The organism is Cupriavidus sp. C1SS-2L, assembly GCF_057073735.1.
In genome coordinates this window covers 2,163,087-2,175,834 of the sequence record NZ_CP172709.1, presented here as the reverse complement: position 1 = coordinate 2,175,834, position 12,748 = coordinate 2,163,087, and the positions used below count along the sequence as shown (strand labels likewise).

10 protein-coding genes are annotated in these 12,748 nt (G+C 58.0%); 5 read left to right on the top strand and 5 right to left on the bottom strand.

Going from position 1 to position 12,748, the window contains the following annotated elements:
* The first annotated feature begins 126 nt into the window (after positions 1-126).
* Positions 127-1,146: a LacI family DNA-binding transcriptional regulator gene (locus tag ACIGJG_RS27695; RefSeq protein ID WP_483673427.1), complete on the top strand. Its 1,020-nt coding sequence runs from the start codon at positions 127-129 to the stop codon at positions 1,144-1,146.
* A 357-nt stretch (positions 1,147-1,503) separates the two neighbouring features.
* Here the strand turns inward: ACIGJG_RS27695 and ACIGJG_RS27690 are convergent, their stop codons facing one another.
* Positions 1,504-1,947 carry a MarR family winged helix-turn-helix transcriptional regulator gene (locus ACIGJG_RS27690; RefSeq protein ID WP_483673426.1) on the bottom strand — a complete coding sequence of 148 codons (444 nt, stop codon included), beginning with the start codon at positions 1,945-1,947 and terminating at the stop codon, positions 1,504-1,506.
* A gap of 1,096 nt (positions 1,948-3,043) precedes the next feature.
* Between ACIGJG_RS27690 and ACIGJG_RS27685 the strand changes: the two genes are divergently transcribed.
* Positions 3,044-4,381, top strand: coding sequence for an IS4 family transposase (locus tag ACIGJG_RS27685; RefSeq protein ID WP_483673424.1), 1,338 nt, complete (start codon positions 3,044-3,046; stop codon positions 4,379-4,381).
* A 523-nt stretch (positions 4,382-4,904) separates the two neighbouring features.
* On the opposite strand, the gene ACIGJG_RS27680 is transcribed toward ACIGJG_RS27685, so the two are convergent.
* Together ACIGJG_RS27680 and ACIGJG_RS27675 are read right to left on the bottom strand one after the other, a co-directional pair.
* The gene (locus ACIGJG_RS27680) at positions 4,905-5,936 is read right to left on the bottom strand and encodes an AAA family ATPase (RefSeq protein ID WP_483673423.1); all 1,032 of its coding nucleotides are present in this window, start codon (positions 5,934-5,936) and stop codon (positions 4,905-4,907) included.
* Positions 5,937-6,365 (bottom strand): hypothetical protein, encoded by a 429-nt coding sequence (locus ACIGJG_RS27675; RefSeq protein WP_483673422.1) that lies wholly within the window; start codon positions 6,363-6,365, stop codon positions 5,937-5,939.
* A gap of 43 nt (positions 6,366-6,408) precedes the next feature.
* Here ACIGJG_RS27675 and tnpC point away from each other — a divergent pair, with 43 nt between their 5' ends.
* Entirely contained in the window at positions 6,409-7,998 is a 1,590-nt protein-coding gene (tnpC, locus tag ACIGJG_RS27670) for an IS66 family transposase (RefSeq protein ID WP_483673420.1), read from the top strand.
* An 872-nt stretch (positions 7,999-8,870) separates the two neighbouring features.
* On the top strand, positions 8,871-10,013 hold the full coding sequence (locus ACIGJG_RS27665) for an ExeM/NucH family extracellular endonuclease (protein WP_483673419.1): 1,143 nt from the start codon (positions 8,871-8,873) through the stop codon (positions 10,011-10,013).
* Here ACIGJG_RS27665 and ACIGJG_RS27660 read toward each other — a convergent pair.
* Positions 9,989-10,579, bottom strand: coding sequence for a hypothetical protein (locus ACIGJG_RS27660; RefSeq protein ID WP_011300447.1), 591 nt, complete (start codon positions 10,577-10,579; stop codon positions 9,989-9,991). The two genes, ACIGJG_RS27665 and ACIGJG_RS27660, sit on opposite strands and share 25 nt — an antisense overlap.
* 342 nt (positions 10,580-10,921) lie before the next feature.
* On the bottom strand, positions 10,922-11,209 hold the full coding sequence (locus ACIGJG_RS27655) for a hypothetical protein (RefSeq protein ID WP_483673418.1): 288 nt from the start codon (positions 11,207-11,209) through the stop codon (positions 10,922-10,924).
* A gap of 210 nt (positions 11,210-11,419) precedes the next feature.
* Between ACIGJG_RS27655 and oxlT the strand changes: the two genes are divergently transcribed.
* Entirely contained in the window at positions 11,420-12,736 is a 1,317-nt protein-coding gene (oxlT, locus tag ACIGJG_RS27650; RefSeq protein WP_220630293.1) for an oxalate/formate MFS antiporter, read from the top strand.
* The last annotated feature ends 12 nt before the right edge of the window (positions 12,737-12,748 follow it).

Sequence of the window (12,748 nt, the reverse complement as noted above, 5' to 3'; positions counted from 1 at the left end):
TCACCGGGAATGCCGGTCCGTCGTCGGGATACCCCCCGACGACGGAAACTGCCTGTGGACTACCAAGGTCGTTACAATGACGGCAGTCGGCCGATATCCCAGGCTGAAGATAACCGCTGATCCGATATGGTGAATGTCAAGCAAGTCGCCCTCCTCGCCGGCGTTTCCTCGGCAACAGTCTCCCGTGCACTGACATCGCCGGATCGGCTGCGACCTGACACGCTGGAGCGCGTGCAGAACGCCATCGCAAGCCTCAACTACGTCCCGTCTTCCTCGGCTCGGGACCTGCGTCAAGGGCGCACGCGATCGGTCGGCATCATTGCGCCGACACTGATGAACGAGCTTTACGCGAAAGCGGTCGATACCTTAGAGGCGCAGCTCGATCGGCTCGGATACAGCGTTTTATTGACGTGCCACCGGGACGACAGTGAGACAGAACTACGCTGCGCGCGCGCGCTTTTGGAGCGCAGAGTCGACGGAATCGCCATTATCGGGTCACAGCATCACCCTGACGTCTTCTCGCTAATCCACAAGCATGCCATTCCGTATGTCCTAATGTGGGCCGTCGATCGTGAGGGTATGCATCCCACGGTGGGATATGACAATCGCTTGGCGATGCGCAGGTTGACGAGCTATTTGGTCAAACAGGGACATCGAAAGTTTGCCGTCCTCCCAGGGCCACTAGAGACTCAATTTCTCTCCTCTCAACGACTTCTGGGCATCCAAGACGTCCTCAGTGAGAACGGCATTTCGATACCCGACGACCGCATTCTCCCGACACCGTACGAAGCATCTGCCGTCCGGCAAGCGGTTCGGACCTGTCTCGAGCGTAATGACTCGCTGCCGCATCAGGAACAGCCGACTGCCCTGATATGCATCAATGACTTCGTTGCTGTGGCAGCGATCGCGGAGTGCCGCACATTGGGACTATCGGTTCCGAGCGACATCTCAGTTACAGGCTTCGGCGACTGGCAGATGGCGGAACTGATGACGCCCGCACTCACGACCGTACACTCGAATCCCGTTCTGATTGGCGAACTTACTTCTCGTAACCTGGTTGATCAGATTGAAGGCGGGTCCAAACGCATTCAGACCGAGTTCGAGCCTGACCTTGTAGTTCGCGAAAGTACGGCGCCGCCCCGATAGTTGGTGAGCCAAACTACGTTTTGTCGCTACGGACGGAACTCAGCCGTCGCTCTAGCTAGGCCCTCACCGGGCACAAAGCGGTCGAAGCATACGTTGTCCAGCTATTAAATGAACCGTTGCAGACAACGTTCTGAGGGAATTCTTCAGTCATGCGGGGCGCCTAATGGATATCAGTCTCTGCTCCATCCTGATGTCCGCTTAGGGTGGGCCGGTAAGCGCCGGTCATGCCACTGACCTTTGATTGAGGCGTCAGGGTACCGCCGTTGCCAACTAAGTCGAACGTGTCCCAAAAAGCGGACACATTCGTCCCCTCCGGCGCGAGCCAGAAGCGTCACCGCACGAAAAGGGAGTTCGAACCTATTTCGGCCACCCCGCTTTGGCTGCCGCCGCATCCAGCGCGCGAGAAAATCGCCCGATGTCTTCCGGCCAGAACTCGGCCAGAAACAGTTCTTTGACCGCCGCCTCGTAGATGCCCCACATCTTCTTGCGCAAGGCCTTACCTTGCCGTGTGACGGACACGAACGCGGCGCGGCCGTCTTCCTCTGACCGGATACGGGTCACCAGCTCTTCACGCTCCAGCCGGTCAATCAGGCGAGTCAGGTTGTACCGCTCGATGGCAAGCACATCGGCCAGCTCATGCATCCGGCGGCTTTCCTCCGGCCCGCTTTCCATCCCCCACAGCACGTCGTACCACGCGTAGACAGGCAGTCCAGCCTCGGCAAGACGCCGATCCACCTCACGTATCAAGGCCCGGTGCGACCGTACAAACGAAAACCACAAATCCGGCTTCTCAGTCGACATGGTATCTCCAATAGTTGCAGTTGCAATTATGCCGCAGAGCGCTCACAATGCCCAGACGATTGCAACTACAATTAATTTGAAGCGCAATGGCCACGCCTATCCGACCGGGCCTGATGCGAACCGAAGCCCCGTCATTCTTACGCAGAAATGCGGGGAAGATTCGGCAAAGGCCGAAACGGAGCCAAAGGCATTCCCACGGGCATCCGGAATACTACGACTCCCCGCTCGACAGTCTCCGAGTATTGATGGGCCATGACGACACCTTGTACCAGTTCGATCAGACGATCCCATTTTACAAATCCGGAGGTCGCTGCTTCTCGAATCGCACGATGCATTGTCGCATACGCCAATAGAATTCCTGCTCGGGTCGATGCTCTCGAGTTCTCGTCCCTGGAGAGAAACCATCCCAAATCTCTACTTGGCGACACCTGTTCTACTGCTGAATCAAGCGCGATAACACTATTGGCAGGTTGTTCCACAAAATAGCGTAGCAGCAGGTAGGCCTGTACTCGTACATCCCCTGTGCTGACTTGTATTCCGTCGCCCTTCCTGAAGACGACAAATTGCTTCAGCGGAACCCTCCCGGAGCTCGCAATACCCGCAGCATAAGAACGCAGAAGCCGCAAAGTGCAGCAATAGACAACGCGTATAAGCTCGTCTTCGCGCCGTCTAATAGTAAACAAAGGCACGAATGACATATTTCCCGCCAAATGTCGTTGCCAGAACAGGGCTACGCCGTTGCATGATGGCCGTTCCAATATCTCCGGAGGCTTTGCCAGCGCACATGCAATCGCAAAGGCACATTTCGCATCCGCGGCCCATATTTCGACGTTGGAGTAGGCGATCCAACTGTCACCGCGAGCGGAGACATCCTCTACCCACTCATTCAACGTAGAGAATGCTTGTCGATATATTTTTACGTGGGTTCGATGTTCGTGGAGGTAGCTTTCGACAAAAACTCCTGGACTAAGGCACCTCGTTACACACAACTCCTGGCGGCTGGTGCTCCGCAGAAAGTCGTTTACGGTCAATGACATAGCGGGTGGGGTTGTAAACTCTTTCGGATTGTCGTTCACTCTTGCATTTTGGGCGGCACATGCAGCGAGAGGCAACGAGTTGGGCGGCGGCAGAATTTAAGGACATTGACTTGGGCGACCAGCGCCTGAACAAGCGGGCGGTACTGCTAGCGGAGCGGCTCGCAGAGAAGCCGACGGCAAGCATACCCAGTGCATGCGGCGGCTGGGCGGAAACGGCTGCGGCGTACCGCTTCCTGGCTCAGGATGAACTGGACTGGCGCGATATTCTGGCGCCCCACTGGCAGAGTTCAGCCGAGCGGATGCGAGCTTGCGAAGTGGTGCTATGCATCCAAGACACCACGGAGCTGGACTTTAACGGCCAGGCCATCGCAGGCCTGGGACCGCTGTCGTATGAGGCGCAACGCGGGCTATATCTGCACCCGACTTACGCGGTAACGCCAGCGCGCGAACCGCTGGGCGTGCTTGACGCCTACATGTGGGCGCGCGAGCCCAAGGGTGCGGATGGCGTGCGCCCCGGCATCAAGGAAAGTACCCGCTGGACCGAAGGATATGAGCGGGTCGCCGAACAGGCGGCCGCACTGCCTGCCACGCGACTCGTCTATGTGGCTGACCGGGAGTCGGACATCATGGCGCTGATGGTCAAGGCAAAGGAGTTGGGCCACCCGGCGGATTGGCTACTGCGCTCGCAGCACAATCGCACCTTGCCTGGCGGCGGCAAGCTGTGGGACCAAGTGACTGCGGGTGAGCCAGTGGGCAGGATTCACTTTACGCTGGCAGCCCGTCAGGCTCAGCCGGCGCGCGCGGTACGGCAGCAGGTGTGGGCACAACGTGTCGCGTTGCCTGATGCTGCAGGCGGCGTGGTAAGTGCCACTTGCATCGTCGCCCGGGAGGTCGACCCGCCGGCCGGCGTCAAACCGATTGAATGGCGACTGCTGAGTAATCGCGAGGTGGACGACCTTGACGCGGCAGCACAGCTTATTGACTGGTACCGCGCGCGCTGGGAAGTGGAACTATTCTTTCACGTGCTCAAGAACGGCTGTCGGGTCGAGGCGTTGCAACTCGCATCGATGGCACGGCTTGAGCGTGCCTTGGCGCTGTTCATGGTGGTGGCATGGCGCATCGCTCGGTTGATGCGACTGGGCCGAACTTGCCCGGACTTGGATGCAGGGCTGTTGTTCGAGCGCGATGAATGGCGCGCGGCATTCATTCTTAACAAGAAGAAGCCGCCGAAGACGTCACCGCGTCTGAATGAGGTCGTGCGCTTGGTCGCTATGCTCGGCGGCTTCCTGGCGCGCAAAGGCGACGGCGAACCCGGAGTCAAGACTATCTGGCAAGGCCTGCAGCGAGCGGTGGATTTCGCCGCAGGCCTCAGGTACGCCCGTGAACTTGACGACTGAGATGTGTGTAATCAAATGGGACTAAGGGGCGCCCCCGATAATGCACAGTGACATACCGGACAATGAAGCGCCTCTCTGAAGTTTTCCAAAATACCTATATCGGAGAGAAGGCTACTACACTTCATGCAACGATCATGTATATCAACATTGTGAATCGGGCATCGCGCTAACTTGCTACACTGAAACCAGATCGAGTGATATCCGGACTCCAAACAAACGGGACAAAATCTAAGGCGACTAGTAAAAATGGCGCCCAACAAATTTGAAACCTCCCCAGCCACCAGCGAACGCTCCTCTGGAAACCTAGTACTATTGAAGTTAACTCGCTCTATGACATGGCGGATTCGTTTCAGCTTGCCGAAAAAAGTCTGCGTGCGCGTGGGAAAATTCGGAGCATCGAGTATCCTCATTGCGGCTTTCATGCCAACTGCATTCAGCCAACACAACCGATGAAAATACCCGAATGAAGACTCATTTGGTATCGAATCTAATCCACCACCGCACCAGTGAGCGTCTTTCATGCCTAAGCTTGAGAGCAGTCTGGTCTATCCGTGGCATCCGGTTTTTCATCCCAGGCCGATTTAGCTGCAAACTTAGCGGCACTCTGCCAATCTTCCTTTGGAAACTCGAAGTTTGGGCAATCTTTATCCATACCCTTAAACGCTAAAAACCAAAGAGCATCGAAAATACGCCTCGAAAGCAATTTTCCCTTTTGACTTGGTTCTGATATTTTATCGTCTCTTATAAGATGCACCTCCTTCATTGCCTGCCAAAATAAACTGGCTTGATTAGCCAGACGAAAGCCAGAGGCATATCCGAGTGGAAAGCAAAATTCTGTCCATGTTGGTCCAAAATCCGTCGGCCATCTTTTCACGTCGATCACCTCAAGCAGATCTCGCAGCTCTTCCAACCCATATCCGCTGAGTCTCAGCCGATGCCTAAAATACCGATCCAGGCAGCCTATTTGCTGCTCACTGGATAAGGTTCTGAATAATTCACGAATTTTTGGAGACTCGCCACAACAAATCACGACGAAATCAATCCTCACCTCTTCTAATTCATTATGCAGATCTTTGATAAAACCGAAATCTATAGGACGAAGGGCCTGCGCTTCGTCAACCAGCATCACAATTAGCTTCCAATTAGTCTCCAGTGCAGAAGCCACAATGTCATTAATCAATCTCCGACTTAATTCGTATGAATTTCCATCAAGAGCGGCATGATTAACCGTATAAAGCAAATCCCTCACAAATCCACCATGAGAAAATATTTCCCTATTTAATCCTCTATAAGAGAGTACGTGAATTTCGCTGAGATCTCTTGGTAACCGCTCACGAAGGACATTCATCATGATGGTTTTTCCCTCGCCAGCGATCTCTTCTATGAAAAAACTTTGCCTGAGAAACAATAAAGTTCTGGCGTTGTCATAAAAATTCGATATCGGGAGTGTCCATAATGGTGATTCCGCTCTGCTCTTCTTGGATATAATCGGGTGCTGCAGCATTAATGCTCGAAGATGACCCTCATCCATTTCTTTCTCCACGATCGCACGCAATCATTTCTTATTCCTCGAATCCAGCCTGAATATTCCGCGCGGATTTATATTTGGAAGCAGATCGTTATCACTCCCAACATTATTATTGTGGTGATCTTCTTCGGCCGGCTTTAGGGATGCTGATTTCGAACCAGTAAAGCTATCCCGAGCTACTTTCGCTATCGCAAGCGCAGTTTTTTTTCCGATATTTTCGCCGCTATTTTCGCTCGTTACAAACTCATAATCTACTTTTCCGGATCTAGCATAAATATCGGGGCTCCGGCCTCGGGGCCGTCCCTTTGCTTTTGCGCCTACGAGTTCTCTGACCCGCAATGCACATCGCCAGTTTTCCCATTTTTCCTCACCGTATAGCTTGCCCAAATTCTCGCCAGTTTCCGCGTCACTTGCCCATGCCTCTCTCGCATCGAGACGATTGATGTAGACAACCATCGCGCTGCGTGAACGCTGCTTGGCGGCAGCGGTCTAACCCGCCATGCCATCCACGCCCGTCACCGTTACCGCCGCCGAGCTGCAACTGTTGCGAGACGCCGAGCGCGAGCTCAAGGCAATACTCGCGGAACGCGAGGCAATCAAGGGCGAGCTGCGTGTGATGACGGTCCAGCGAGACCTGCTCTTGGAACAGCTCAAGGCGTTCCAGCGTAAGCTGTTCGCCGCCAAGAGCGAGGCGCGAGGCTCGGAGCAGAAGGACTTGTTCCTCAATGAGGCCGAAGCCATGGCGGCAGCGGCCGCGCAGCCGGCGCAGGAAGAAGAAGGTACGCCCGAGACCGAAGTGGCCGGGCACACACGCAAGAAGCGCGGCCGCAAGCCGCTCGACCCGGCGCTGCCCCGTGTCGAGGTTCGTCACGAGCTACCCGAATCGGAACGCGTCTGCCCCCTCGATGGCCAGACTCTGGTCGAGATTGGTGTTGAGGTCAGCGAACAGCTCGACATCGTGCCGCAACAGGTCCGCGTGATCCAGCACCAGCGGGTCAAGTATGCCTGCCCATGCTGCGACGGCGGCATCAAGACGACGCCGGCACCGGCACGCATTTTTCCCAAGGGACTCCTTACCGAATCGGCGCTGGCCTGGTGCATCACCTCGAAGTATCAGGATGGCCTGCCGCTGTACCGCCAGGCAGCGCTGCTGCATCGCTTCGGCGGGGACCTCTCTCGCGGCACCCTGGCCGCAAGCATAGTGCGAGTAGGCCAAGCGGTGCAGCCAATCATCAACCTGCTGCGTGACCATCTGCTGGAAGCAGACGTCGTGTACGGTGATGAGACAACGGTACAGGTGCTCAAGGAGCCCGGCAGGCCTGCCCAGAGAAAGAGCTTCCTATGGGCGCAGATGAATGGCACGGGCCCGCCGGTACGGTTGTTTGCCTATAGCCCCACACGCGAGACAAAGCAGGCTACGGCTCTCTATGCCGGCATCAAGCCTGGGGCGGTGTTGATGACCGACGGCTATGCACCATACGACGACGTCGCAAACACCTATCAGTTGGTGCATATCGGATGCTGGGCGCACGCGCGGCGCTACCTGGTCGAGGCGGAGCAAGCCTTGCCCAAGGACAAGCGCACCGACCACCCGGTCACCGGATTCCTGCAGCGCATCGGCAAGCTGTTTGCCATCGAACGCCACACGCTCGAGATGAAGCCAGAACAACGGCAGCAGGTTCGCGCCGAACAAAGCCAGCCGCTGCTGGCCGAGATCGAAACGATGCTGCTGCAACACCTGCATACCGTACTGCCGCAAAGCCTGTTCGGCAAGGCGCTGCACTACCTGCATGGGCAGTGGCCAAAGCTCGTGCGCTACATCGAGAACGGAACCTGGCCGATCTCGAACAATCCGGTCGAGAACGCGATTAGGCCATTCGTGATCGGACGGAGAAACTTCCTCTTCTGCGACACCGTAGCCGGTGCCAACGCCAGCGCAAGTCTTTACTCACTGGTGGAAACCTGCAAGGCCAACGACGTCGATCCGTATCAGTATCTCGTTGCCTTGTTCAAGGCGTTGCCACACGCACAGACCGCCGACGACTACGAGGCTCTGCTGCCCTGGAGGCTCAAGCCCTCAACCGTCTAGCGAATACCGCCGGCGGCCGCAAGGGACGCCCTCAAAAGATCGCTTACACTCAGATAATCTGGCTTGCGGACATGACAGACCCAGAAATCTGGCAAGCCATCGAGAGGTGGAAGCGTGAGAAGGCCAAGCCGATTGTAGTTGGAGTCAAGAACGGTGATGGTTGGAACTACCATACATACCTCGTCCCAATGCCTACCTATGAGCTGAGCATAGAGGGAGACCTTCCGAAGATGCCAAGATGGGAGGTCGAGGCGCTCTGGATGGGTATGACATCACCAGCCACACGGTGGCGAACCTCCGTAGGAGCGGGGACGTACCTAATTGAGTTGTGGCAAGGCGCCTTGATGCGCGCGAGTCTGTCGATTAGGCAACCAAGCAGCTTTCTGGACACGGAGAAAGAAAACGAGGGACCGCGTAGGGCTGCGTCAACGCGCCGCCGCGTTGCTCACGACAGCTAGTAGCCCATCCGCGCCGCTCCGTTCTGCATCGCCTTGGAGAAGCAGGCTCTCAACCACCAGAACGCCAGGTAAAACTCCGCATCCGATAACCTCTGCACGCTCATCCCACGCATCAAAATCAGCGACGAGCTTCGCTGATGCTCGAGGGCATGCGTCGTCATCGAGCCTTGGTCGTAGCAACAGGGCCTTCGCGCCGGGGCTCGCATGACCTATACTGGGCTTGACGGACGGCCTCTCCAGCGCGATGGCTGTCGAAACCAAGGCGCTCGAACAGGAAGACAGAAGAACCAAAAAAATCCTGTACATCATCGATTTCCGAACGCTCCGAGTAACAACTGGAGCGAATTGTCAAAGCTCGGTGCCATAAGGGTTTCCAGCCAATTCCGCCAAGTTTGACAAACTCAAGCAGCGAGTTTGACAAACCCTATTCTCCCGGGACACAGGACCGGCGGTACCGACGTACGCGTGGCGGCGTTCAACGTGCTCAACTACTTCAACGGCAACGGCCAGGGCGGCGGCTTCAATGCGCCCGACAACCGTGGCGCCCGCAACACCGCCGAGTTCGATCGGCAGGAAGCCAAGTTGCTCGCGGCGCTGCACGCGCTCGATGCCGACGTGATCGGCCTGATGGAAGTGGAGAACAACGGCTATGGTCCGCACAGTGCCGTGCAGCGACTCGCGGCACTGATGGGGCCCGGCTGGCGCGCGGTCGATCCCGGCACGCCCAGGCTTGGGACTGACGCCATTGCCGTCGCACTGCTCTATAACCAGCGTGCCGTGAAGCCGGTAGGCATGCCCGCCACCACAGTGCTCGATATGCGCAACCGGCAGCCGCTCGCACAGACGTTCCAGCTGATCGGCAACCTGTCGCAAACGTTCACCGTCGTGGTCAACCACCTGAAATCCAAGGGTTGCGCGGACGCTGACGGAACTGACCGCGACCAGGGCGACGGACAAGGATGCTGGAACGCGACCCGGTCGCGTGCAGCGCGGGCGCTGGCCGACTGGCTTGGCACGTCGCCGACCGGCGTCGCGAATGCCGGCAAGCTCGTGATCGGCGACCTGAACAGCTATGCCAGCGAAGATCCGCTTACGGTGCTCGCGCGCGAAGGCTACGAAGACATTGTGGCACGGTTCGCCGGGCGCGATGCCTACACCTACGTCTTCGACGGCCGGGCCGGTTACCTCGACTATGCGCTCGCCGATGCTGCGCTCGTCCCGCGCATTCGCGCCGTCAGCATCTGGCATGTCAATGCCGACGAGCCGGTCGCTTTTGCCTACGCGCAGGCGTATCGCAACGCTGCCCAGCAGGAACGCTACTACGCGCCGGATGCGTGGCGCGCCTCCGACCACGACCCCGTGCTCGTGGATTTGTCGTGGCGAGAGGCGGCTCCGGACGCTGGCCGCCTTGATGCCAGCCCCAGGAACGGCATCGGCGCGGCCGAGCCGGATGGTGGCGGCGGCAGCGTCGGACTCGCCGCGCTGCTGGGGATCATGCTGGCCGCATGCGCAACGCTGGCCGCCCCCGCGCGTCAGACGCGCCAGTCGTTCCGGTAAGGATCGAAGCTGCGGCTGGGCGTACCGGACACACCGCGCGTGTCCATGCCCGCGATGGTCCGCCCACCGTCGGTGAATGGATCGGCCTGGCGCACGCGCCCGCCATCCGTGTACGGATCGACGCTGCGGGCCGGCGACGCTGACACACCTGAAGTGTCCATTCCCGCGAGGGTACGTCCGCCATCGGTGAACGGATCCACTTGCCGCGTGCGGCCGCCGTCGCTGTACGGATCAACACTGCGGGCCGGCGACGCCGATACGCCTGAAGTGTCCATTCCGGCGAGGGTACGTCCACCATCGGTGAACAGGTCCACTTGCCGCGTGCGCGTGCCGTCGCTGTACGGATCAAAACTGCGGGCCGGTGACGCCGACACGCCTGAAGTGTCCATCCCGGCGAGGATCAGCGCGCCATCGGTGAACAGGTCGATCTGCCGGGTGCGAGCGCCGTCGCTATAGGGATCAGGCGTGCGCACTGCAGTGTTGCCGGCAGCCTGAACGGAACCGATCGAAAGCGTCGCGGCAGCTACAGCGGCGGTCAGCAGGGTCTTGGCGATGGTCGTGGGCATGGCAGTCTCCAGGCGGGGTGAATGTCCCTGTTGGTCGGCTGGCCTCGCCCGGCATTACATCAATCTGGATTTTTTTTTACTCGATGATCTGCAACGGCCAGAGGTGTTGCTTGCGTGACTTGTCGCGCCTGTACCGGTCCGTTCACCTTGCTGTCGCCGAAGCCCCACGATCCGGGATGCCGCGCCGGTGGTAGCCCAATCGAATGACAGCCCGTGACAAATACCTCGGAGAAAACCCTAATACAATTGCGCAATTCGATAATCCAATAATTCACGACGTCCATCACCAGACTAATTCAAGCCAGTGCAATACGTGTTGCCGCACTGTGGTGGAGTCGCGCATCACGCCTCAAGCCCGCAAGCCTTGCCTGCGGGCTTTTTTTTTGCGCGGCAATAATCATTCGCTGTCCGCGTTAATGCATTCTTCCATTTGATATTTTCATAAATACATTCAACTATGCCTATGATTGTTTCTTTTCCTTGACTTACTTGATATATCACATACTGTGTATCCGAATGCGTGCCACAAAGCGGCTTCGCACGGGATAAACATGACAGCTTTGTAATATTGGCAGGCAGCACATCTCCCGAGGAGGAATCGCCAGGGCATTTACCAAATATTTCTTTCATCGTCAGATGAGTCGATCTGACAAATCCATTTTTTTGCCATTTCTGCTACCGGCATATACCGGAGAGCCGGGTATTCCTGCGCCTCGAAAAAATCAGGGAATCCCAGACTTAATAAGCAATGGAACAGGAGACATGAAAAATGAGAGCGACCTCACGAGAACCAGGCATTCACGCCGTCGGATTGCACCGATCCAATTCACGGAGCGCACAATGACTCATCCATCGGCAGCCCTCCCTTCGCAGCAAACTCCGGAAAACACGCGCTGGATCCAGCTGATTGTCGGCGTTGTCTGCATGATTGCCACAGCGAACATCCAGTACGCGTGGACGCTGTTCGTGCCCGAGATCCAGGAAACCTATGGCTGGTCCCGGGCCAGCATCCAGATCGCCTTTACGGTATTCGTGCTGGTCCAGACCTGGCTCGCACCGATCGAAGGCTATTTCATCGACAAGTTCGGGCCGCGCATGATGGTCGCGTTCGGCGCGGTGTTCATCGGCGCCGCGTGGATCATCAACTCGCAGGCCACCACGCTGATGGGCTTCTACGTCGGCGCGGCGGTCGGCGGTCTTGGCGTGGGTTCGATCTACGCGACCTGCATCAACAACGCGCTCAAGTGGTTCCCCGACCGGCGCGGCCTGGCCGTAGGCCTGACTGCGGGCGGCTATGGCGCGGGCTCGGCAGCCACCATCCTGCCGATCGCCGCGATGATCGAGTCGTCGGGCTTCCAGCACACCTTCCTGTTCTTCGGCGTCCTGCAGGGCTCCCTGGCGTTCGTCGCTGCGTGGTTCCTGCGCTCGCCGAAGGCCAATGAGGTCCGGGCTTCCCAGAAGCTCGTGCAGGCAACGCGCGACTACACGCTCAAGGAAGCGATGAGCACGAAGCTGTTCTGGCTGATGCTGGTGATGTTCGTGCTGGTCGTGACCGGCGGCATGATGGCCGTTGCGCAGCTCGGCGTCATTGCGAAGGACCTTGGCGTGAAGGAGTTCCAGGTCGACCTGCACTTCTTCGTGATGGCCGCGCTGCCGCTCGCGCTGATGCTCGACCGCATCATGAACGGCATCTCGCGCCCACTGTTCGGCTGGATCTCGGACAACATCGGCCGCGAGAAAACCATGGTCATCGCGTTCTCGCTCGAAGGCCTCGGCATCATCGCGCTCGGCTACTTCGGCAGCAATCCGTATGCGTTCCTGATCCTGTCCGGCGTGGTGTTCCTGGCCTGGGGCGAGGTGTATTCGCTGTTCTCGGCGCTGGCGGGCGATGCCTTCGGCACGAAGCACATCGGCAAGATCTACGGCGTGCTTTATACGGCGAAGGGTATCGGCGCGCTATTTGTCCCGATTGGTAACCTGCTGATGGAGGCGACCGGCACGTGGTCGACGGTTCTCTACACAGTCGCCGCCATGGATCTTAGCGCCGCATTCCTCGCGATGATGGTCCTGCGCCCCGTGCTGGCATCGCATGTAGCAACGGCCCGGAGCCTTCACTCTAAGGAAACCGCGGCAGCCGGCGCTCGGGTTCCCGCCTGACGCTGGCGCGAA

What these genes read in the sequence shown, in the direction of transcription:
- ACIGJG_RS27695 (WP_483673427.1), top strand. Translation starts at nt 127, where the DNA reads ATGGTGAATGTCAAGCAAGTCGCCCTCCTCGCCGGCGTTTCCTCGGCA.
- ACIGJG_RS27690 (WP_483673426.1), bottom strand. Translation starts at nt 1,947, where the DNA reads ATGTCGACTGAGAAGCCGGATTTGTGGTTTTCGTTTGTACGGTCGCAC.
- ACIGJG_RS27685 (WP_483673424.1), top strand. Translation starts at nt 3,044, where the DNA reads ATGCAGCGAGAGGCAACGAGTTGGGCGGCGGCAGAATTTAAGGACATT.
- ACIGJG_RS27675 (WP_483673422.1), bottom strand. Translation starts at nt 6,365, where the DNA reads ATGGTTGTCTACATCAATCGTCTCGATGCGAGAGAGGCATGGGCAAGT.
- tnpC (WP_483673420.1), top strand. Translation starts at nt 6,409, where the DNA reads ATGCCATCCACGCCCGTCACCGTTACCGCCGCCGAGCTGCAACTGTTG.
- ACIGJG_RS27660 (WP_011300447.1), bottom strand. Translation starts at nt 10,579, where the DNA reads ATGCCCACGACCATCGCCAAGACCCTGCTGACCGCCGCTGTAGCTGCC.
- ACIGJG_RS27655 (WP_483673418.1), bottom strand. Translation starts at nt 11,209, where the DNA reads ATGAAAGAAATATTTGGTAAATGCCCTGGCGATTCCTCCTCGGGAGAT.
- oxlT (WP_220630293.1), top strand. Translation starts at nt 11,420, where the DNA reads ATGACTCATCCATCGGCAGCCCTCCCTTCGCAGCAAACTCCGGAAAAC.